Source organism: uncultured Flavonifractor sp., from assembly GCF_944385615.1.
GTDB lineage: Bacteria > Bacillota > Clostridia > Oscillospirales > Oscillospiraceae > Flavonifractor.
The window spans coordinates 45,170-67,192 of the sequence record NZ_CALWXV010000007.1; the positions used below are offsets into that span (position 1 = coordinate 45,170).

The window sequence follows — 22,023 nt, forward strand, 5'->3', positions numbered from 1 at the left end:
TAAGTAACCTATTACCTAAAAGGAGCGCGAGTAACCATGGAAAAAGCAGTCCCAGCAAGCAAGAGTCCCTTTGCTACCGAGCCTATTGGCAAGTTGATTACAAAATTTGCTGTTCCCTGTGTGGTTGCACTGTTAGTAAACTCTCTGTATAACATTGTAGACCAGATTTTCATTGGCTGGGGTGTGGGCTACCTGGGCAATGGGGCCACCAACGTGGTGTTTCCCATCACCATCATTGCCCTGGATCTCTCGGTGCTGATCGGCGACGGCGGCGCGGCCTACCTGAGCCTGAAGCTGGGGGAGGGGGACCTGCCCAGTGTGAAACGGGGCGTGGGTAACGCGGTGGTCATGATTATCATCGCGGGCATCGCCATGCTGGTCATTACTCTGGTCTTTATGAACCCGATTTTGACCCTGTTCGGCGCTACGGACACCCTGCGTCCCGCCGCGTTGGAGTACGGCTATGTGATTGCCATCGGCCTGCCCTTTACCATGATCTCCATGGCGCTGAACGCCATGATCCGGGCGGACGGCAGCCCTAAATTTGCCATGTTCTCCATGGTGCTGGGGGCCATCATCAACACCATTTTTGACCCTATCTTCATCTTTGTATTCCAGATGGGAGTGAGGGGCGCCGCCATCGCCACGGTGATGGGTCAGGTGGTGTCCTTTTTGGTGTCGGTGGTATATCTGCCTCGGTTTAAGACCTTCCGCTTTGATTCCTCTGTGTTTCATCTCCACCGGCGGACCTGTATCAATGTTCTGAGCCTGGGTGTCAGCAGCTTCATCACCCAAATCGCCATCACCATTGTTATGGCGCTGTTCAATAATTTGCTGGCCACCTACGGCGCGGCCTCGATCTATGGCGCCGAAATTCCCCTGACCGCTATGGGTATTGTGATGAAGGTCAACCAGATCATGCTCTCCATCCTGGTGGGGATCGCTACCGGCGCGCAGCCGGTTGTAGGCTTTAACTACGGCTGCAAAAACTTTGCCCGAGTCAAAAAGGCATTTCAAATTGCCATTGCCGCAGCGGAGATCGTGGCCATTATCGCCTTTTTCATCTTCCAGTTCGCCCCCATGAGCGTGGTCTCCTTCTTTGGCTCCGAGGAAGGGCTGTACAATGAGTTTGCGGTCAAGTGCTTCCGCATCTTCCTGATGCTCTGCCCCCTGAACGGCTTCCAGACCGTGGCCGCCATCTACCTACAGGCCATCGGCAAACCCGCCAAAGCCGCCATCGTTACCCTGTCCCGGCAGATCATCTTTCTGGTGCCTGCGGCCATGATCCTGCCTATGTTCCTTGGGGTGACCGGAATCCTCTGGTCCGGTCCTGTGGCGGATGCCCTGGCCTTTATCCTGGCAGTGACGTTGATCGGAATTGAGATGAAGAAGTTCAACCAGCAAGAGCATGATGAAGAAACGGCGAAACAGGCGGAAAATGGATGATTTGAGAGAAAGGAGCGCCCAATATGAAAAACAGGATCATCACCATCAGCCGTGAGTTTGGCAGCGGCGGCCGTACCATCGGCAAAAAAACAGCGGAAGTGCTTGGGATTCCCTGTTATGACAGCGAACTGATCCAGAAGATAGCCCAGGAGAGCGGTTTTGACGCCCGCTATATCAAAGACGCAGGCGAATACGCCCCCGGTGGTTTTCTGGCCTCAGCCTTTTCCAACCGGGCATTTGGCCCCACCAATGAGGACTATCTCTGGGAGATCCAGTGCCGGATCATTACCGAACTGGCGGAGAAGGAGCCCTGTGTCATTGTAGGCAGATGTGCCGACTATATCCTCCGGGACAAGGCGGACTGTCTGAAGGTGTTTATCCATGCCGACATGGCTTTCCGGGCTCATCGTATTGTAGCGGTTTACGGAGAGCGGGACCAGTCGCCGGAGCAACGGCTAAAGGATAAGGACAAGCGGCGGGCCGCCTATCACCGGTTTTATACCAATATGAAGTGGGGCCATGCCCAGAACTACGACATCACCCTGAACAGCGGAGCCCTGGGCATTGACAAGTGTGTGGATATCCTCCGACAGCTCTACTGATTGAAAAAGCGCCTTTCCCATACAGTTTTGCATGGGAAAGGCGCTTTTTGATGGAGACAGCAGGGAGGGGGAGGGATCACTCACTGAGAAGCATCCGGTCGCTCTCCACGTTGAACTTGTCCAGCAGATCCCGGACCGTGAGGTTCTTTTTCTCCTCGCCCCGGATATCCACCACCACCCGGCCGGCATCCATCATGATGAGGCGGTTGCCGTACTGGATGGCGTTTTTCATATTGTGGGTGACCATCAGGGTGGTCAGGTTGTCCCGGGCCACGATACTTTCTGTGATTTGGAGCACCTTGTCGGCGGTCTTGGGGTCCAGGGCGGCGGTGTGCTCGTCCAGCAGCAGCAGGTCGGGCTTTTGCAGGGTGGCCATCAGCAGAGTAAGGGCCTGACGCTGGCCGCCGGAGAGCAGGCCCACCTTGCTGGTCATGCGGTCCTCCAGACCCAGACCCAGAATGGCCAGCTTCTCCCGATACAGCTTGCGCTCCTCGTTGTTGATGCCGTAGCTCAGCCCTCTGGATTTGCCCCGGCGATAGGCCAGCGCCAGATTTTCCTCAATGCCCATGGTGGCGGCGGTGCCCATCATGGGGTCTTGGAACACCCGGCCCAGATATTTGGCCCGCTTATGCTCGGGCAGGTTGGTGATGTTGACACCGTTGAGGCGGATGGTGCCCGCGTCCACTGGATACACCCCGGCGATCAGGTTCAGGGTGGTGGATTTACCGGCGCCATTGCCGCCGATGACGGTGACAAAATCCCCGTCCTCCAGGGTCAGGTCCAGGCCGTCAATGGCTTTTTTCTCGTTGACGGTGCCCCGGTTAAAGGTCTTATAGATCCCTTTCAGCTCAAGCATTGGGGGTAGCCTCCTTTCCGGCGGCGGCAGGAATCTTCATCTTGCCGCGGAAATATTTGCCCTTCCAGTAGGGGATGGCCAGGAAGATGGCTACCACAACAGCGGTAATCAGCTTCAGGTCATTGGTGTTCAGACCGGCGGTGAGGACGATCTGAATGACCACATAGTAGATCACCGCGCCCAAGGCCACCGACAGCAGCTTGAGGGCAAAGTTGCGGAAGATCCGGCCAAAGAGCACCTCGCCGATGATGACGGCGGCCAGACCGATGACGATGGCACCGCGGCCGGCGTTGACATCGGCAAAGCCCTGGTACTGGCAGTACAGGGCGCTGGCCAGCGCCACCAGGCCGTTGGAAATCATCAGGCCCAGCACTTTGTTGAAGTTGACGTTGATACCCTGGGCCCGGCTCATGTTGGGATTGGCGCCGGTGGCCCGGATAGAGCAGCCCAGCGCGGTACCAAAAAACCAGTAGAGCAGGGCGATGATGGCAATGGTAAAAACCGCAGCCACAAAGATGGGATTCTCTATGGTCAGGCTGCGCACGTTGCGCAGGGAGACCAGCAGGTCAAAATTATTGGGGTTGATGGCGGTGTTGGCCTTACCGTCCATGATCCGCAGATTGATGGAGTAGAGCGCCAGCTGGGTCAGGATACCGGCCAAAATGGCGGGAATCCCCATAAAAGTGTGGAGCACACCGGTGACCAGTCCCGCCAGCATACCGGCCAGGAAGGCGCATACCAGGGCAACCCACACATTGACTCCATTAGTCATCAGGATGATGCACACCGCGCCGCCGGTGGCCATGGTGCCGTCCACCGTCAGGTCGGCCAGGTCCAGCACCTTATAGGTGATGTACACGCCGATGGCCATCAGGCCCCAGATCAGTCCCTGCGCTACCGCGCCGGGCAGCGCGGAGAGCAGGCTTGCAAAAAATTCCACGATCAATTCCTCCCGTACAATGATCTGTATAAACACGATTTATATCATAGAACAAAAAAGCGGAAAAGGAAAGCCTTTTCCGCTTTTTTGGTGAAAAGCCAGGAAGGGAGAGCGGTATATCTTACTCCTCAATGGCAGTATAGCCGTCGGGAATGGTGATGCCCAGAGCCTCACAGTTGGCGGCGTTGTACATCTTGGTGAAATTGGGGGCGGACTGGATCTCCATATCGCCGGGATTGGCGTTGTTTACCAGGATCTCATAGGCCATTTCACCGGTCACCTGACCCAGCTCATAGTAGTCAATGGACAGGGTAGCCACGCCGCATCCGGCACAGATGCCCTGCTCACCGGCGATGACGGGCACTTTGGCGGGAAGGACCACGTTGGCAATGGCCTCGGTGCAGGAGGCGGCGGTATTATCGGTGGGGATGTAGATCACGTCGCTGTTGGAGGCGGCGTTCTGAGCCACAGAGGCCACGTCGTTGGAGTCGGTAAAGGCATACTCCGTGCAGACATAGCCCATCTCCTCCAGAATCGGCTTGATAGTGTTGATCTGGTAGGCGGAGTTGGGCTCAGCGGAGCAGTAGAGCAGGCCCACATTCTGCGCATCGGGGAAGAGCTCCTGAAGCATCTCGGCCTGGCCGTCCAGGGGAGCCAGATCGGTGGTACCGGAGATATTGGTGCCGGTGGTGCCGGTCCAGTCGCTGACACCGAGGGCGGTGCCATAGTCGGAGATAGAGGTGCCCAGAATGGGAATATCCACTGTACCGGCCTGGGCCGCCTGGAGGGAAGCGGTGGCGTTAGCCATAATCAGGTCCACATTGTCGGATACAAAGCCGTTGACAATGGTGGTGCAGTTGGCGGAATCGCCGGAGGCGTTTTTCAGATCAAAGGTGACAGAGCCGCCGTCGGCCTCAATGAGCTCTTTCAGCTTGTCCTGGAAACCCTGAGTAGCGGCATCCAGCGCATCGTGCTGCACCAGCTGAACAATACCCACATTATAGCTGCCTGCGGAACCGGAAGCGGTTTCGGTAGAGCCGGAGGGGGAGGCGGACGCGCCGCCGGAGGGGGTGCTGGCGTTGCCGGAGGTGCCGCCGCCACAGGCGATCAGAGAGAGAGCCATAGCGCCGGTGAGCAGTCCGGCCAGCAGTTTCTTGTTCATCGTAAAAAACCTCTTTCCTGCATAGGTAGGTGAGTATTCATACAGCACTCACCTTGCTTTTGCAGTTTAGCACTTAAAAGGCCAAAAGTCAAGTATGATATTTCCTTGACAATGTAGGTCAATAAAAGGGGTGTGCCGCGCTCCTTGCGGCACACCCCTTGGGTAGGATCAATTCAGTTCATCTGCTTGCGGCGGGACAGGTTGATGGTGCCATCCTGCATACTGTCCACATCATCCAGGCTCTTGCCGGTGCCGTAAGCCACACAGGAGATAGCGTCGTCGGCCACGTGGGTCTCAATGCCGGTGTGGGACTCGATCAGCTTGTCAAAGCCCCAGACCAGGGAGCCGCCGCCGGTCATACAGATACCGTTGGTGGAGATATCGGCCACCAGCTCAGGGGGCGTGCGCTCCAGTACGCCGTGGATGGCCTCCAAAATGCGGGTGGAGACTTCCTCAAAAGCTTCGATCATCTCACTGGAGGACACGGAGAACACCCGGGGCAGGCCGGTCATCAGGCAGCGGCCCTTGATCTCCAAGGTCTGCTCCTCGGGGCGGGGGAAGACGCAGCCGATCTGCATCTTCAGCTCCTCGGCGGTACGCTCACCGATGAGCACATTGTGCTTGCGGCGGATATACTTGACAATGGCCTCGTCAAACTGGTCGCCGGCGATCTTGATGGAGGTGGACTCCACGATACCGGACAGGGAAATGACGGCAATATCGGTGGTGCCGCCGCCGATGTCCACGATCATGTGGCCGTCGGGCTTGGCGATGTCGATGCCCGCGCCGATGGCGGCGGCCACAGGCTCCTCGATCAGGTACACCCGGCGGGCGCCGGCCTGGATGCCCGCATCGATGACAGCCCGCTCTTCTACCTCGGTGATACCGGAGGGAACGCAGATCACAATACGGGGCTTGAAGAGACGGAAAGAGGTCACCTTGCGGATAAACTCCTTGAGCATCCGCTCGGTCATGTCGTAGTCAGAGATGACGCCCTCCCGCAGGGGACGGATGGCGACAATATTGCCGGGGGTACGGCCCAACATCTGTTGGGCCTCAGTGCCGACTTTCAGCAGCTTGCCCGTATTTTTATCAATGGCCACCACGGAGGGCTCCCGCAGCACCACGCCCTTACCCTTTACATAAACCAGAATGGAAGCTGTACCCAGGTCAATACCGATATCCTTACTGAACATACCTGCACCTCGAAGTTCTTGTTCTATATCATGAATGGCTGATTTTTCAGGAATTCGCTCTTATACGTCAGCATGTGCCCTTCTTCGGGCGTCAGTCTGAATCCCCTTTATTATACAGAAGTATAGCCCCTATTTCAACGTAAATTTCCGCTAATTTTCTAAATTTTACGGGCGGGCGACCGGTCAGTCCGACTATCTGGCCCGGGCCAGGGCGGCGCACACCACATCCTTGGCCCCCATGGTACGCAGGGTGCGGGCGCACTCGGACAGGGTGGAGCCGGTGGTCACCACGTCGTCAATGAGCAGCACTCGCTTGCCCGCCACCAGCTCCGGGTCCACCGGAGTATAGGCCCCCAGTACGTTGGCCCGCCGCTGGGCGGCCTCGGTAAGACCGGACTGGGCGGCGGTATGGCGTTCTTTCTGCAGAGTCTCCACCGCCACCTCACCCAGCTCCAAAGCGGCGGCGCTGGCCAGCAGGAAAGCCTGGTCATAGCCCCGCTCCTTTTTGCGTTGGCGGGAGAGGGGGACCCAGGTGATGAGGTCATATCGCCCGGCAAGGTGGTCGTGGACGCACTGGGCCACCAGCTTGCCGTAGAGCTTGTGATACCCCCGGCGGCCGTTGAATTTATAGCGGCGGATGGAATCCCGCACCTTGTCCTGATAACGCAGAGGTGCGGCGCACAGGGAGAAAAATTCCCCGGTCAGCTCCGCCTCGCCGTCGGCCAGCCAGGGCAGGTCCCGCTGACAGCGGGCGCACAGCCCGTCCTCGCCAGAGTCCAGCACCTTCCCGCAAAAGACGCACTTAGGCGGGAAGAGCAGGTCCAGCAGCACCCCCAGCGGCCCGCTCATTGGTTGTCCTCCGCCGGAATCGGCCCGTGCTCCTTTTCAAATTCCCGGATGCACGTCTGAATCAGATACATGATTTGTCCGCTCATAGAACGGCCCTCATAGGCGGCCGCATATTGGAGCTTATCATGCAGTGTTTTGTCGGTCCGTATACTGAGATGTGTGGTTTTTCCCATATGCTTTGCCTCCCTTCATCCGTGGTAAGCAAAGCATATCTTATGCACGAAAAGTTAGTTAAATGTTAGTGCATTTTTACGGCATAAAATTTGACGATATTTATAGGTGGTAGATATAGATAGTTTCGCCCTCCGGGGCGCGTTCCTTTCTGGACGGCCAGAAAGGAACCAAAGAGCCGTCAAAGGGGAGAGGGATTTCGATTTCCCTCTCCCCTTTGAAAACCCCTCTCCTTAAAACGACCAATCAGGGGGCTGCGGTCCCCTATTGGATGTACCCCCCTGGAAGAGGACGGCGGCTCTATAGATTACACGCTTTTCTGGAAAAAACTACACCAGGGCCGCAGGGTACAGTTCTGGCAATCCGGCTTGCGGGCGGTACACACCGCCCGTCCGTGGAGCACCATCCGGTGGCAGAAGTCGCTGGACTCCTCCGGCGGCAATACCTTTCTCAGCTGGGCCTCCACTTTGACCGGGTCCTTGGTACCGTCGGTCAGGCCCAGCTTGCCGGTGATGCGGATGCAGTGGGTGTCGGCCACCACCACGCCGGGGGTGTGGTATACGTCCCCCAGAATCAGATTGGCGGTCTTGCGGCCCACGCCGGGCAGCTTCAGCAGGTCCTCCATCTTGTCGGGCACCACGCCGCCGTACACCTCCACCAGCATTTTGGAGGCGGCCACAATGTCCCGGGCTTTGGCCCGGAAAAAGCCGGTGGAGTGGATGTAGGTCTCCACCTCGGCCACGTCTGCCTCCGCCAGAGACTCCAGGGTAGGGAAGCGGGCATAGAGCGCGGGCGTGACCATGTTCACCCGCTCGTCGGTACACTGGGCGGCCAGCCGGACAGCAAAGAGCAGTTCATAGGGCTTGGGATATTGCAGGGAACACAGCGCGTCGGGATAGAGCCGCTTCAGCTCCTCCACGATGGCTAAAACGTCCTGATGGTCTTTCATGGGATCACCTCATTAGACAATATAACACAGGATGAGACAAAAAACGAGGGGGTTTTTCCTATGGTGACAATTGTAATTTCAGCGGCTATCCATTATAATAAACTAAATCGTTAAAAACCAGAAAGGTGGCGACAGAAATTGGTCAAGGATATCATGGAGTTTCTTACGGCCCAGGACCCGGAGGTAGGGCAGGCTGTCCGGGCGGAGTATGACCGCCAGCGGCGCAACATTGAGCTCATCGCCTCGGAGAACTTCGTCAGCCCCGCGGTGCTGGCGGCGGCGGCCACGGTGCTCACCAACAAGTACGCTGAGGGCTATCCCGGCAAGCGGTACTACGGCGGCTGCCAGTGCGTGGACGTGGTAGAGGAGATCGCCCGGAAGCGGGCCTGCCAGCTCTTTGGGGCAGACCACGCCAACGTACAGCCCCACTGCGGCGCCAACGCCAACTTTGCGGTCTATCAGGCCCTGTGTGAGCACGGGGATACGGTGCTGGGCATGGACCTGGCCAACGGCGGCCACCTGACCCACGGCTCTCCCGTCAACTTCTCCGGCAAGAACTATCACATGGTGGCCTATGGCGTCAACGATCAGGGCTATATCGACTACGACCAGGTGCGGGACTTGGCCAAGAAGCACCAGCCCAAGATGATCCTGGCCGGCGCCTCCGCCTATCCCCGGATCATTGACTTTAAGATCTTTGCCGATATTGCCCATGAGGTTGGGGCCTATCTCTTTGTGGATATGGCCCACATCGCCGGTCTGGTAGCCGCCGGGCTCCATCCCAACCCGGTGCCCTATGCCGACGTGGTATCCACCACCACCCACAAGACCCTCCGGGGCCCCCGGGGCGGTATGATCCTGTGCAAGGAGGAGCTGGCCAAGAAGATCGACTCGGCTATCTTCCCCGGCAGCCAGGGCGGCCCTCTGGAGCATATCATCGCCGCCAAGGCGGTGGCTCTGGGCGAAGCCCTCAAGCCGGAGTTCAAGACCTACCAGCAGCAGATCATCAACAACGCCGCCGCTCTGGCAGAGGCCCTGCTGAAGGAGGGCTTCGACCTGGTCAGCGGCGGCACCGACAACCACCTGATGCTGGTGGACCTGCGGCCCGCCCACCTCACCGGCAAGGAGATGGAGTACCGGCTGGACGAGGTGAACATCACCGTCAACAAAAACGCCATCCCCAACGACCCGGAGAAGCCCTTCATCACCAGCGGCATCCGGGTGGGTACTCCTGCCGCCACCACCCGGGGCTTCCGGGAGGAGGATATGGCGGTCATTGCCAAGGTCATGTGGCAGACTGCCACCGACTTTGAGGGCAAGCAGGACCAGCTGCGGGAGCAGGTGGCCCAGCTTACCGCCAAGTATCCTTTGTACGAGTAATCGACCGGGCGTGCCGCATATCCTGCGGCACGCCCGTTTCATTGCTTGACGGACAGGGGCGGCCATGGTATGATGAATCAAAGGAAAAATAGGAAGGACTGAGGGTTTTGAGGCGGTTTCTGGCGCTGATGATGGCGATTTGTTTGATGGTGAGCGGCCTACCGGCGGCCCGTGCGGTGGGCAGCCAGAGCAATGCCGACGGCGACGCGGTGGTGCTGCCCGACGATGTGCCTTCCCCCTGGGCCTATGACGAGGTAAAGCAGGCCATTGTGCTGGGCATGGTGCCCACCAACCTCCAGACCCACTGGAGAAACCCCATCACCCGTGTGGAGTTTGCCCAGATGGTGGTCCACTTCCTGGCCTTCCAGTACGGCTTTTCCAGCGACAGCAGCTTTGTCAGCAAGTACTGTGCGGTCAGCACCGACCGAGATGGCAAGCCCTTCGGTCCCGCAGGCAGTTGGTGGAATACTTTCTGCGGGGCTTGGGGGAATTTTACCGATCTCCATGTGCCGGAGGAGCGAGGCTACGGCAATACGGCCTACGCCCTGGGTATCATCAATGGCCGCAGCAGCACCATTTTTGACCCACACAGCCCCATCACCCGACAGGAGGCAGCCGCCATGCTGATGCGCTGCTATGAGATCTACGGCGGAACCCATACCGCCTCCGTCACCGGGACCATGGCGGATATGGGGCTGGTGGCCGACTGGGCCCGTGACGCGGTGGATGCTATGCTGGAACTGAAGGTGATGCAGGGGGGCGGTGGTGTGTTCAATCCCCAGGGAACCTATACCCGGGAACAGGCGGTGCTTACCCTGCTGCGGCTTTATACCAACGCCCCTGTCAGCCGGGGAAACAAAAATATCCCCGACCTGTGAGCCCTTTACGAAAAACAGAACATGTGTTAGCATGGAGCGGAAGGTACTTCCGCTCCATTTTTAGTAAGGAGGCATTTTTATGGCATACCGGCCGCTGGCAGATGAGATCCGGCCCCAATCTCTGGATCAGGTGGTGGGGCAGAGGCATATTTTAGGGGAAAACGGCCTGCTCCGCCGGATTATTGAGGGGGGCAATATTCCCAATCTGGTATTTTACGGCCCTTCCGGTACCGGTAAGACCACTGTGGCCAACATCATCGCCAAACGCACCAACCGGCCTCTCCACCGGCTCAACGCCACCACTGCCTCCATCTCCGATATCAAGGAGATTATGGGGCAGATCGGCACTATGCTGGCGCCTGACGGAGTACTGCTCTACCTGGATGAGATCCAATACTTTAACAAGAAGCAGCAACAGTCCCTGCTGGAGTTTATGGAGAACGGTAAGATCACCCTTATTGCCTCCACAACCGAAAATCCCTATTTTTATGTGTATAATGCGGTGCTCAGCCGCTCCAGCGTCTTTGAGTTCAAGCCTCTCACCGCCGCTGACGTGCTCCCCGCCGTAGAGCGTGGCATCCGGCTCATGGAAGCGCGGTTGGAGGGGGAGGTGGTCTGTGAAGATGGGGTAAAGGAACACATCGCCGCCGCCTGCGGCGGGGACGTCCGCAAGGCCATGAACGCGGTGGAGCTGCTCCTCAACTCGGCCAGGCGGGAGCAGGGAAAGCTCCTGGTCACACTGGAGGATGCCCAGACTGTCGCCCAACGCTCCGCCATGCGGTATGACCGGGAGGGGGACGACCACTATGATATTGCCTCCGCCCTCATGAAGTCCCTGCGCGGCTCCGACCCGGACGCCGCCCTCCACTATCTGGCCCGGCTGCTGGAGGCGGGGGACCTGATTACCCCCATCCGGCGGCTACTGTGCTCGGCCAGCGAGGACGTGGGCATGGCCTATCCCCAGGCTGCCCTCATCGTCAAGGCCTGCGTGGACAACGCCCTTCAGCTTGGACTGCCCGAGGCTCGGCTCCCTCTGGCCCAGGCGGCGGTCCTGCTGGCCACCGCTCCCAAATCCAATTCAGTGTACCAGGCCATTGCCGCCGCCCAGGCCGACGTGCGGGCAGGCAAGACGGGGGACTACCCCCGGCACCTGCAAAACGTCCACGCCGATTCGGCGGGGATGGAGCGGGAGCAGGGGTATCTGTACCCCCATGATTTCCCCAATCACTGGGTCAAGCAGCAGTATCTGCCCGACCCGTTGGTGGGGAGGTGCTATTACCACTATGGAGACAATAAGGTAGAGCAGGCCGCAAAGCGTTACTGGGAGGCTATCATAGGCCCCCAACGGTAAATTCCGGGTTGTCCGCATAAATTGTCCGCTTCCCGCATATAGATAGCCCACACTCATACAGAAGGGATGCGGGCCGGCATGGGGATGACACAACAGCGGAGCGTCCGGCAGGGCGCCGGCATGGACAGAGGGAGACAGAGGCCGGGACGGAAGAAGCAAAAAGCGGTGCTGGGTCCTCGGGAAAAGCGGCGGGTGATCCAGCTGGTGGTATGCCTGGCCCTGTTTCTGACAGTTTTTATCGGAAAGGGGATCTTTCCCCAGCGGGTAGCCGCTCTGCGGGACCAGGTGCTGGTCTTGCTGCGGGGGGACACGGATTTTCAGGCGGTCTTTTCCGACCTGGGCCAGTCCATCTCCCAGGGGGAGCCGGTACTGGACTCCGTCAGTGAGCTGTGGATCGAGGCCTTTGGCGGCCAGTTGGAGGAAACTGACGGCACAGGGGAAAACACACTATACGCCGCCCAGGTTTCCTACCTCAGCGGCTTTCCCGGACAGGGGGAGGCCGGTATGCTGGGCAGCACTATAAAGGCGGAGGCCGCCCCAACGGTGGCGGCGACTCCCGCGCCCCAGCCGGAGAGCACCCCGGAGCCTACCCCAACAACGGAGCCAGAGCCGGAGGTAGAACACGTAAACTATGACGGCCCCGCTTTGCCGGACAACACTTCCATGGACAAATATCATCTGAATCTGGAGGAGACGGTGACCCCGGTAATGGGGTGGCTTTCCTCGCCCTTCGGTTGGCGGGAGCACCCGGTAGACGGAGAGGAAAAGTTCCACAACGGGGTGGACCTGGCGGTAAACACCGGCACCCAGGTTTTGGCCTTTGCCGACGGCACCATTGATTACATCGGCGACTCCCCCGAATATGGCCTTTACCTTCAGATCAGCCATGCCAACGGGGTCAAAAGCTTTTACGCCCATTGCAGTGAGCTGCTGGTCCACCAGGGTCAGACGGTGCAGGCAGGGGAGACCGTGGCTCTGTCGGGGAATACTGGCAACAGTACCGGCCCACACCTCCATCTGGAGCTGAAGGTAGACGGAGTCCGCATCAACCCCATTTACTATATTGAGACCAACTGAATGAGATGGAAACAGGTGGAAATCACAGCGGGGGCCTTGCTGCTGTGGGCCTTGCTGTACTACCTGGACAGCGACGGCATGGTGATGCTGGTGCTGTCAGCCTGCACGCTTCATGAGCTGGGCCACTATATCGCCATCCGGCTGCTGGGGGGACAGGTGGCCCGGCTGCGGATCACCTGTGTGGGGGCTGAGATGGTCCTGTCCGCCCGCCGCCCTCTGGGGTCCGCCCGGGAACTGTCTGCCGCCCTGGCCGGTCCGGCGGTCAATCTGCTGTTGGCGCTGGGTTGTGCCGGACTGGGGGAGGGCTGGTGGTGTTTTGCCGGGGTCAACCTGGCTTTGGCGCTTTTCAATCTGCTGCCGGTAGGCCCTCTGGACGGCGGCCGGGCTTTGGGCTGCCTGCTGACGCTGGCGGGAAAGGGCGACTGGGCGGAGCCAGCGGTGGCTCTGCTCTCCGCCGGGCTGTGCATGGGGCTGACCATGGGGGCTCTGCTGCTCTGGAGGACGGGAGAGCATAACCTGACCCTATTGTTGGTTGCCCTGTGGCTGACAGTAGCACCCTTCCGGGGAAAGATGGTCAAAAAAGCGGGCAGAACATGAAAAATCTGCTTGCAATTTATGAAACGCCATGATATACTATCTCGGACTCAATAAAGGGCGGTCCTCTGCGGCTGCCGTCCCTGAGAGACGGTGGAACAAGGCCGGTACGAACGCCTATCATCAGGAGGAAATGAACATGGATCTTATGCAGGCTTTCAGCGCCAAGTACCAGAAGGCGGAGCCCCCTGTGGCTAACGTGGGCGACACCATCCGCGTGCACGTGCACATCAAGGAAGGCAATCGTGAGCGTATCCAGGTCTTTGAGGGTACCGTCATCGCCAAGAAGCACGGCGGCATTGAGGAGACCATCACCGTCCGCCGCGTGTCCTACGGCGTCGGTGTGGAGAAGGTCTTCCCCCTCCACGCGCCCGCTGTGGAGAAGATCGAGGTGGTCCGCAAGGGTAAGGTGCGCCGCGCCAAGCTGTATTATCTGCGGGACCGCGTGGGCAAGAGCGCCAAGGTCAAGGAGCGCATCTGAGCGCATTGGATTTTATCCGAAAAAAGAGAGGCTTTCAGCCTCTCTTTTTTCTTTTGGAAAAGCACAAGCAAGCACTTCAGATACCTGAAGTTTTATGCGTGTTTGCTCTTTTCAAACTACTATATCTTGTGTATAATGGTGGTTAAAACGCAGGCTCCGGCAGGGGAGCCGGACAGAGGAGGCGGGAAGATGAATATCCAATGGTATCCCGGCCATATGACAAAAACCCGACGGCAGATCCAGGCGGATCTGAAGCTGGTAGACTTGGTGGCGGAGATCATCGACGCCCGCATCCCCATCTCCAGCCGCAACCCAGATATCGACGAGATCGTGGGGGAAAAGCCCCGGCTCATCATCCTAAACCGGGCGGATCAGGCCGACCCCGCTATGAACAAGGTGTGGGGGGAGTGGTTCCGTCAAAAAGGCTGGTGGGTCATGGAGACCAACGCCCGGGACGGAAAAGGAGTCAATCAGTTTTCCACTGCCATCAAGTCCGCCCTGAAGGACAAGATAGAGCAGTGGAAGGCCAAGGGCCTGGTGGGCCGCCCGGTGCGAGCCATGGTGGTGGGGGTGCCCAACGTGGGCAAATCCACCTTTATCAACCAGGTGGCAAAGAAAAAGTCCGCCAAGGCGGGCAACAAGCCCGGCGTCACCCGTGGCAAGCAATGGGTCAATGTGGACCCCGGCCTTGACCTGTTGGATACGCCCGGTATCCTGTGGCCCAAGTTTGAAGACGAAACCACTGGTATGCACCTGGCCTTTACCGGCGCTGTGAAAGACGAGATTATGGACCGGGAGACCTTGGCCTGTCATCTGATAGAGATTCTGGGGGAGCGCTATCCCCAGGCCATCGCCGCCCGCTATAAGGTGGAGCCTCAGCCCGGCCTGCCCGGCTGGGAGCTGCTGGAGCAGTGCGGCCGCAAGCGCGGATTTCTTGTCTCCGGCGGGGAAGTGGACTTGGAGCGCATGGCCCGGGTGCTGTTGGAGGAATACCGAAGCGGCAAGCTTGGAAACTTTACGTTAGAGACACCACAAGAGGTGTAAAGGAGTATACCTGTATGGATTTATGGGAGTTGGAGCGGGCGTGCTGGGCCCAGGGCCATGGGCTGGTGTGCGGCTGCGACGAGGCGGGGGCGGGTCCTCTGGCCGGTCCGGTGTACGCTGCGGCAGTGATTCTGCCCCGAGAGCTGAACCTTCCAGGCTTGAACGACTCCAAAAAACTGACCCCCAAAAAGCGGGACCTGCTCTATGACCAGATCATAGCCCAGGCCCAGGCCTGGGCGGTGGCCTGGGTGGAGCCGGAGGAGATCGATACCACCGACATTCTCAGTGCCCGGATGAACGCCATGCAGCGGGCCATAGATGGCCTGAACGTAAAGCCGGACTTTGCCCTCATCGACGGCAACCGAGATCATGGCAAGTCGGGGGCCATTACCACGTCCCACGCAACAGTTGTAAAGGGAGATTCCCTGTCGGCGTCCATTGCCGCCGCCTCTATTCTGGCCAAGGTAAGCCGGGACCGGTACATGGAGGAGATGGCCAAAGAATATCCCCAGTACGCCTTTGAGCGCCATAAGGGCTACCCCACCAAGCTCCACTATGAGCGACTGGACCAGTACGGTCCCTGTCCCATTCACCGCAAAACCTTTTTAAAAAAGAGGAAAAAAGGGTGAGCGGCGGAGAGGCAAAGCTGCTGGGCCGGTGGGGAGAGGCCAAGGCGGCAGAGCTGCTGCGGCAGCGGGGCTATACCATCCTGGCCGCCGGGTATCGCTGCCGGTTTGGCGAGATCGACCTGATCGCAAAGCATGACAAGTACTTATGCTTTATAGAAGTCAAGCTGCGGAAGAACGACACCTTTGCCCCTGGGCGGGCGGCGGTGGACAAGCGGAAGCAGCAGAAGCTGCGCACCACGGCGGAGTTTTATCTGGCGGAACACCCATGGGAGGAGCTTCAGCCCCGGTTTGACGTGGCGGAGCTGTACGCGCCCCAAGGCATGGCTACCCAAAGCCCGACGTTTTATTATTGGGAAAATGTGTTTTAGGAGGAGGCGGAAGAGGTGCCGGAAATCGATGTATTTGACGGACACTGTGATACCGTGCTCATGTGCCACCTGTTTGGAGGCGACTTTGCCCGCAACGGCTATCATGTAGACCTGGAGCGGGCGGGGCAGTACCGGCGGTACGCCCAGTTTTTTGCCCTCTTCGGTCAGCCGGAGGATTTTCCGGGGATGTCCTTTGACCAGATTTTCCAGACGGAATATGCCCTCTTTTCCAGGGAAATGGATGCCAACGCCGGGTGTATCATCCACTGCCGCACGGCAGGAGAGGCGGAGGCGGCCTTTGCCCAGGGAAAAATGGCGGCCTTTCTCTCTGTGGAGGGGGCGGAGATGCTGGACTGCTCCCCAGAGCGGCTGGAGGAGGCCCATCGGTTGGGCGTTCGGGCGGTGAACCTGACCTGGAACCGGCCCAATGCCCTCAGCGGTACCAATGCCGAGGAGACGGACCGGGGCCTGAGCCGGCAGGGCAGGGCCTTTGTCCGCAAGGCGGAAGAACTGGGTATGCTGGTGGACGTATCCCACCTGTCCGACCCCGGCTTCTGGGATGTGGCCGATACCCTGTCCGGTCCCTTCTTCGCCAGTCATTCCAACAGCAGAACGGTGTTTTCTCACCCGCGGAACTTGACCGACGAGCAATTTACTGCCATAATAGACCACGGCGGTGTGGCGGGGTTCAACCTGTTCACCGAGTTTGTGGGCGGAACCGCCGGCCTGGAGGCCATCGCCGCCCACCTGGACCACTGGCTGGAGCTGGGGGGCGAAAAGAGTATCGCTCTGGGGGGCGACCTGGATGGGTGCGGCTCTCTGGCCGGCAATATGGCCGGAGTCCAGGACTATGCACGACTTTACGACTTCCTGCTGGGGCATGGATATTCCGAGACCTTGGTACAGGATTTATTCTTCAATAATCTGATGAGGGTAGTGAGCAAAGTATGTACTATGTAAGCACAAGAAACAAACAGGAGCGGTGTACCGCCGCTCAGGCTATCGCCCGAGGCCTGGCCTCCGACGGTGGCCTGATGACCCCCGAGGTCTTTCCCAAGCTGTCCCCCAACGGGCTGGTCACCCTGCGCGATATGTCCTACCAGCAGCGGGCGGTCTTTGTGATGAACTCCTATCTGGACGACTTCACCTCCTCGGAGCTGACCTCCTTTGCCGCCAAGGCATACAGCGATACCAAATTTGACGCCCCCGAGGTGGCTCCTGTCCGCCAGGTGGATTCCAACACCTACTGTCTGGAGCTGTGGCACGGCCCCACCTGCGCCTTTAAGGATATGGCGCTTCAGATGCTGCCTCATCTGCTCACCGCCTCTCTGAAAAAAAACCAGGAATCCAAGACGGTATGCATCCTGGTGGCTACCTCCGGCGACACTGGTAAAGCTGCTTTGGAGGGCTTCCGGGACGTGGACCGCACCCGCATCCTGGTGTTCTATCCAAAGGACGGCGTGTCCGCCGTGCAGGAGCTGCAGATGAACACCCAGGACGGCGGCAATGTGGGCGTGTGCGCGGTGCTGGGCAACTTTGACGACGCCCAGACCGGGGTAAAGAAGCTCTTCTCCGACGAAAATCTGCGGGAGAAGCTGGCTGAACAGGGCTTCTTCCTGTCCTCTGCCAACTCCATCAACTGGGGACGGGTGCTGCCTCAGATCGTTTACTACATCTCTGCTTACTGCGATTTGCTGCGGGATGAGAAGATCCAGAAGGGGGACCCCATCAACGTCTGTGTCCCCACCGGCAATTTTGGCAACATTCTGGCGGCCTACTACGCCAAGGAGATGGGGGTGCCCATCAACCGGCTGATCTGTGCCTCCAACTCCAACAATGTGCTCACCGACTTCATCCGCACCGGTCAGTACGACCGCAACCGGGACTTCCACAACACCATTTCCCCCTCTATGGATATCCTGATCTCCTCTAACCTGGAGCGGATGCTCTTCGCCCTCAGTGAGCAGGATGACGCCCTGGTGCGGGAGTATATGAACCAGCTGGCCACCGTCGGCCTGTACAAGGTGAGCCCCGCTATCCAGAGCAAGCTCAACCGGATCTTTGCCGCCGGCTACTGCGATGACATTCAGACCAAAAAGGTCATCGGTCAGATGTGGCAGGAGCACAACTACCTCATCGACCCCCATACCGCCGTGGCCTTTGACGTGCTGAATCAGTACCGGGAGCGTTCTGGGGACAGCACGCCCACCGTGGTGGTATCCACTGCCAGTCCCTTCAAGTTCTGCGACAGTGTGCTCAGCGCCCTTGGTGTCAGTGAGCTGGCTCAGGGAACCGCCATTCTGGATCAGCTCTCCCAGCACACCGGCGTGCCCGTGCCTACTCCTCTGGCCGCACTGAAAAATAAGACTCCCCGGTTCAACCAGGTGGTCAACAAGGAGCTCATGGTGGACCAGGTGCTGGAGATGCTCAAGTAAATGGCCCTGTTTGTCATTGGCGATACCCACCTCTCCCTTGGCTCCAATAAGCCCATGGACGTGTTTGGCGGAGGTTGGGAGGGCTATGTGGACAAGCTCCGGGAGGGGTTTCGGGCGGTAAGCCCGGAGGACACAGTAGTGCTGTGCGGCGATCTGTCCTGGGGCATGAGCCTGGAGGAAGCGGAAGCAGACTTTGCCTTTCTGGACGGCCTGCCCGGCAGGGTCAAGCTGCTGCTCAAGGGCAACCACGATTACTGGTGGAATACCGCCGCCAAGATGAACCGCTTTTTTCAGGAGCACAGCTTTTCCACCCTGCACATTCTCCACAACAACTGTTATGAGTATGGAGAGTACGCCCTGTGCGGTACCCGGGGCTGGTTCTATGAAGAAACCGGCGACCAGAAGGTATTCAACCGGGAGCTGATCCGGCTGGAGGCCTCGCTGAAGGCGGCGGGGGAGAAGAAGAAGCTGTGCTTTCTCCACTACCCGCCTCTCTATCAGGGCTACCGCTGCCCGGAGATCATCGCCCTGCTGGAGCGGTACCAGGTGGAGGCCTGTTACTACGGCCATCTCCATGGCGGTAGCCACCGTCTGGCCGTGGAAGGAACGTACGGACCGGTGGCCTATCATTTGGTGGCGGCGGACTATGTGGGGTTCCGTCCCCAAAAAATCATGGAATAATTCAAAAAAACTATGGCAATTTCCGCGCATATCTGATAATATATAGCGGATAACGCGAAAGCTGCCCCGTCCTGAACCGCAATTCGGGCCCCGGGGCTGACAGGAGGAAGTTAACAAGATGAATGTCAAAAGCGTCGAGAAGCAGGAAAAAAGCGCCGTGGAGCTGGTCATCGAGATCGGCGGCGAGGAATTTGAGGCCGCGGTCCAGAAGGCGTATCTGAAGCAGCGCGGCAGCATTATGGTCCCCGGCTTCCGTAAGGGCAAGGCCCCCCGGAAGATCATCGAGGGTATGTACGGCTCCGGCGTATTCTATGAGGAAGCCATCAACCAGCTCTATCCCAAGGCCTATGCCGAGGCTGTGGAGCAGGAGAAGCTGGACGTAGTGTCCTGGCCCAACGTGGAGGTTCTGGAGGCCGGCAAGGACGGCCTGACCTTCAAGGCCACTGTTACCGTTCGTCCCGAGGTGAAGCTGGGCGAGTACAAGGGCCTCTCCGCTGAGAAGGAAGAGGTCAAGCTCACCGACGAGGACATCGATAATGAGCTCAAGCCCTACATCAACCGTTCTACCCGCATGGTTACCGTGGAGCGCGAGGCCCAGAACGGCGACACCGTGGTCATTGACTTTGAGGGCTTCCTGGACGGCACTCCCTTCGAGGGCGGCAAGGCCGAGGGCCACAGCCTGGAGCTGGGCTCCGGCGCTTTCATCCCCGGCTTCGAGGATCAGCTGGTGGGCACTAAGGCCGGCGACGAGAAGGACGTGAATGTCACCTTCCCCGAGGAATATCATGCCGCTGACCTGGCCGGTAAGCCCGTGGTCTTCAAGGTGAAGGTCCATGAGGTGAAGGAGAAGCAGCTGCCCACCATCGACGACGAGTTTGCCAAGGACGTGTCCGAGTTTGATACCCTGGAGGACTTCAAGAAGGATCTGTCCGCCAAGCTGACCGAGCGCCGGGAGGCCCAGGCCAAGCGCGCCTTTGAGGCCGCCGTCATGGAGCAGGTCATGGACAACATGGAGGTGGAGATCCCCGACGCCATGGTGGCCTATGAGACCGACCAGATGGTGGAGGATATGGCCCGCCGCATCCAGGCTCAGGGCATCTCCTTCGAGCAGTATATGGCCATGACCGGCATGACCATCGATATGGTCCGCGCTCAGGCTTCTGCCGCCGCCATGGAGCGGGTGCGCCGGGATCTGGCCCTGAATGCCGTGGTGGCCGCCGAGAACATTGAGATCTCCGACGAGGAGCTGGAGGCCGAGTACAACCGTCTGGCCGAGGAGTACCACATGGAGCTGGACAAGGTGAAGGCCGCTGCTCCCGCTGAGGACGTGAAGAAGGGGCTGGCCCTCCAGAAGGCTGAGAAGGTCATCTATGACAGCGCCAAGGTGGGCAAGGCTCCTGCCAAGAAGAAGACCACCAAAAAGAAGGCCGCTGAGACCGAGGGCGAGGCCGCCGAGGGTGAGGAGAAGCCCAAGCGCCGCCGCACCACCAAGAAGAAGGTGGAGGAGGCCCCTGCGGAAGAGGCTCCCGCTGAGGAGAAAACGGAGGAATAAGCCGCTGTTGGGCGGGCATACTTTGAGATAGGCCTGCCCAAGGGTGGGGATGGTCCGGGGCCCGGGCGCTCCGAGCGGCACCCGGCGCTCTGACATCAGAATAAAGGAGTTTCGCAATCATGAGCTTAGTACCCTATGTCGTGGAGCAAACCAATCGGGGCGAGCGGTCCTATGACATTTTCTCCCGTCTGCTCAACGACCGCATCGTATTTCTGGGCGAGGAGGTCAATGCCACTACCGCCAGTCTGGTGGTAGCTCAGCTGCTGTATCTGGAGGCCCAGGACCCGGATAAGGACATTCAGTTCTATATCAACAGCCCCGGCGGCTCCGTCACCGACGGTATGGCCATCTATGACACCATGCAGTACATCAAGTGCGATGTGTCCACCATCTGCATTGGTATGGCGGCCAGCATGGGGGCTTTCCTGCTCTCCTCCGGGGCCAAGGGTAAGCGTCTGGCGCTGCCCAATGCGGAGATCATGATCCATCAGCCCTCCGCCGGCACCCAGGGCCAGATCACCGATATGGCCATCCACCTCAAGCGCCTGGAGATCATCAAAAAGCGCATGAACCAGATCCTGGCCGACAACACCGGCCGGAATGTGGAGGAGGTCACCGCCGCCTGCGAGCGTGACAACTTCATGTCCGCCGAAGAGGCCAAGGAGTTCGGCCTGATCGACAAGGTCATCTATTCCCGGTAAGCTGCGGGGAGCGGGGGAGATGCCCCGCTCCCTTTCCGGTTTTTTACCCGCTTCTATCCGCAACCATTCCAGAGTACGACGAGGTAACGATATGCCAAAAAATGACGAGCGCAAAAGCGTACGCTGTTCCTTTTGCGGCAAGCATCAGGACCAGGTGGCCCGCATCATCGCCGGTCCCGGGGCCTATATCTGCAACGAGTGCGTCCATCTGTGCATGAGCATTCTGGACGACAACTATGACCCGGAAGAAGCTGCCGCTCCCGATATTCCCGACGTGATCCCCACCCCCAGAGAGATCCGGGACGTGCTGGATCAGTATATCATCGGCCAGGAGGACGCCAAGGTAGCCCTGTCCGTGGCGGTGTACAACCACTATAAGCGGATCTACTTCGGCGGCGGGGAGGACGTGGAGCTCCAGAAGAGCAACATCCTGCTCATGGGTCCCACCGGCTGCGGCAAAACTCTCTTTGCCCAGACCCTGGCCCGTATCCTGAAGGTCCCCTTCGCCATCGCCGATGCCACCACCCTTACCGAGGCGGGCTATGTGGGCGACGACGTGGAGAATATCCTGCTGCGGCTGGTCCAGGCTGCCGACTATGACATTGAGCTGGCCGAGCGGGGCATCATCTATGTGGACGAGATCGACAAGATCGCCCGGAAGAGCGAGAACACCTCCATCAC

The 22,023-nt window shown here is 59.1% G+C and carries 23 protein-coding genes; 17 read left to right on the forward strand and 6 right to left on the reverse strand.

The annotated features are described in order from the left end of the window. The first annotated feature begins 36 nt into the window (after nt 1–36). Nucleotides 37–1,446 carry an MATE family efflux transporter gene (locus tag Q0J75_RS03660; protein WP_297196892.1) on the forward strand — a complete coding sequence of 470 codons (1,410 nt, stop codon included), beginning with the start codon at nt 37–39 and terminating at the stop codon, nt 1,444–1,446. A 23-nt stretch (nt 1,447–1,469) separates the two neighbouring features. Continuing rightward, on the forward strand, nt 1,470–2,048 hold the full coding sequence (locus tag Q0J75_RS03665; RefSeq protein ID WP_297196895.1) for an AAA family ATPase: 579 nt from the start codon (nt 1,470–1,472) through the stop codon (nt 2,046–2,048). Nucleotides 2,049–2,124: 76 nt separating this feature from the next. Here Q0J75_RS03665 and Q0J75_RS03670 read toward each other — a convergent pair whose 3' ends face one another. The 6 genes from Q0J75_RS03670 to nth form a co-directional block, all read right to left on the reverse strand. Beyond that, the gene (locus Q0J75_RS03670) at nt 2,125–2,904 is read right to left on the reverse strand and encodes an ABC transporter ATP-binding protein (RefSeq protein WP_297196897.1); all 780 of its coding nucleotides are present in this window, start codon (nt 2,902–2,904) and stop codon (nt 2,125–2,127) included. Next, nucleotides 2,897–3,844, reverse strand: coding sequence for an ABC transporter permease (locus Q0J75_RS03675; protein ID WP_297196899.1), 948 nt, complete (start codon nt 3,842–3,844; stop codon nt 2,897–2,899). The genes Q0J75_RS03670 and Q0J75_RS03675 overlap by 8 nt, the downstream gene beginning before the upstream one ends. Nucleotides 3,845–3,965: 121 nt before the next feature. Next, complete coding sequence (locus Q0J75_RS03680) at nt 3,966–5,006, reverse strand: ABC transporter substrate-binding protein (protein WP_297196901.1); 1,041 nt, start codon at nt 5,004–5,006, stop codon at nt 3,966–3,968. 173 nt (nt 5,007–5,179) lie between these two features. After that, the gene (gene mreB / locus Q0J75_RS03685) at nt 5,180–6,202 is read right to left on the reverse strand and encodes a rod shape-determining protein (protein ID WP_297196903.1); all 1,023 of its coding nucleotides are present in this window, start codon (nt 6,200–6,202) and stop codon (nt 5,180–5,182) included. A gap of 192 nt (nt 6,203–6,394) precedes the next feature. Continuing rightward, the gene (locus Q0J75_RS03690; protein ID WP_297196905.1) at nt 6,395–7,051 is read right to left on the reverse strand and encodes a ComF family protein; all 657 of its coding nucleotides are present in this window, start codon (nt 7,049–7,051) and stop codon (nt 6,395–6,397) included. Between the two features lie 478 nt (nt 7,052–7,529). After that, on the reverse strand, nt 7,530–8,171 hold the full coding sequence (gene nth / locus Q0J75_RS03695; RefSeq protein ID WP_297196907.1) for an endonuclease III: 642 nt from the start codon (nt 8,169–8,171) through the stop codon (nt 7,530–7,532). A gap of 138 nt (nt 8,172–8,309) precedes the next feature. Here nth and glyA point away from each other — a divergent pair, with 138 nt between their 5' ends. The 15 genes from glyA to Q0J75_RS03770 all read left to right on the forward strand — a co-directional run. Continuing rightward, nucleotides 8,310–9,551, forward strand: a complete 1,242-nt coding sequence (gene glyA, locus Q0J75_RS03700) for a serine hydroxymethyltransferase (protein ID WP_297196909.1) — start codon at nt 8,310–8,312, stop codon at nt 9,549–9,551. A 107-nt stretch (nt 9,552–9,658) separates the two neighbouring features. Then, nucleotides 9,659–10,429 (forward strand): S-layer homology domain-containing protein, encoded by a 771-nt coding sequence (locus tag Q0J75_RS03705; RefSeq protein ID WP_297196912.1) that lies wholly within the window; start codon nt 9,659–9,661, stop codon nt 10,427–10,429. Between the two features lie 79 nt (nt 10,430–10,508). Continuing rightward, nucleotides 10,509–11,780, forward strand: coding sequence for a replication-associated recombination protein A (locus Q0J75_RS03710; protein ID WP_297196915.1), 1,272 nt, complete (start codon nt 10,509–10,511; stop codon nt 11,778–11,780). Nucleotides 11,781–11,858: 78 nt separating this feature from the next. Then, the gene (locus Q0J75_RS03715; RefSeq protein WP_297196917.1) at nt 11,859–12,857 is read left to right on the forward strand and encodes a M23 family metallopeptidase; all 999 of its coding nucleotides are present in this window, start codon (nt 11,859–11,861) and stop codon (nt 12,855–12,857) included. Next, the gene (locus Q0J75_RS03720) at nt 12,858–13,454 is read left to right on the forward strand and encodes a site-2 protease family protein (RefSeq protein ID WP_297196919.1); all 597 of its coding nucleotides are present in this window, start codon (nt 12,858–12,860) and stop codon (nt 13,452–13,454) included. 136 nt (nt 13,455–13,590) lie between these two features. Continuing rightward, a complete protein-coding gene (rplS, locus tag Q0J75_RS03725) occupies nt 13,591–13,932 on the forward strand; it encodes a 50S ribosomal protein L19 (RefSeq protein WP_297196921.1) in 342 nt (113 codons plus the stop codon). 189 nt (nt 13,933–14,121) lie between these two features. Then, nucleotides 14,122–14,976: a ribosome biogenesis GTPase YlqF gene (gene ylqF / locus Q0J75_RS03730; RefSeq protein WP_297196923.1), complete on the forward strand. Its 855-nt coding sequence runs from the start codon at nt 14,122–14,124 to the stop codon at nt 14,974–14,976. 14 nt (nt 14,977–14,990) lie between these two features. Continuing rightward, complete coding sequence (locus Q0J75_RS03735; RefSeq protein WP_297196926.1) at nt 14,991–15,605, forward strand: ribonuclease HII; 615 nt, start codon at nt 14,991–14,993, stop codon at nt 15,603–15,605. Beyond that, on the forward strand, nt 15,602–15,973 hold the full coding sequence (locus tag Q0J75_RS03740) for a YraN family protein (protein ID WP_297196928.1): 372 nt from the start codon (nt 15,602–15,604) through the stop codon (nt 15,971–15,973). Before Q0J75_RS03735 ends, Q0J75_RS03740 begins: the two co-directional genes overlap by 4 nt. Nucleotides 15,974–15,988: 15 nt before the next feature. Further along, the gene (locus tag Q0J75_RS03745; RefSeq protein ID WP_297196930.1) at nt 15,989–16,933 is read left to right on the forward strand and encodes a dipeptidase; all 945 of its coding nucleotides are present in this window, start codon (nt 15,989–15,991) and stop codon (nt 16,931–16,933) included. Then, nucleotides 16,921–18,408 carry a threonine synthase gene (gene thrC / locus Q0J75_RS03750; protein ID WP_297196932.1) on the forward strand — a complete coding sequence of 496 codons (1,488 nt, stop codon included), beginning with the start codon at nt 16,921–16,923 and terminating at the stop codon, nt 18,406–18,408. Before Q0J75_RS03745 ends, thrC begins: the two co-directional genes overlap by 13 nt. Next, entirely contained in the window at nt 18,409–19,089 is a 681-nt protein-coding gene (locus tag Q0J75_RS03755; protein ID WP_297196934.1) for a metallophosphoesterase, read from the forward strand. Nucleotides 19,090–19,207: 118 nt separating this feature from the next. Then, nucleotides 19,208–20,641 carry a trigger factor gene (gene tig, locus Q0J75_RS03760; protein WP_297196936.1) on the forward strand — a complete coding sequence of 478 codons (1,434 nt, stop codon included), beginning with the start codon at nt 19,208–19,210 and terminating at the stop codon, nt 20,639–20,641. A gap of 119 nt (nt 20,642–20,760) precedes the next feature. Continuing rightward, nucleotides 20,761–21,342: an ATP-dependent Clp protease proteolytic subunit gene (locus Q0J75_RS03765; protein ID WP_297196938.1), complete on the forward strand. Its 582-nt coding sequence runs from the start codon at nt 20,761–20,763 to the stop codon at nt 21,340–21,342. 91 nt (nt 21,343–21,433) lie between these two features. After that, nucleotides 21,434–22,023: ClpX C4-type zinc finger protein (locus tag Q0J75_RS03770; RefSeq protein WP_297196939.1), on the forward strand; the 590-nt coding region annotated here is incomplete at its 3' end.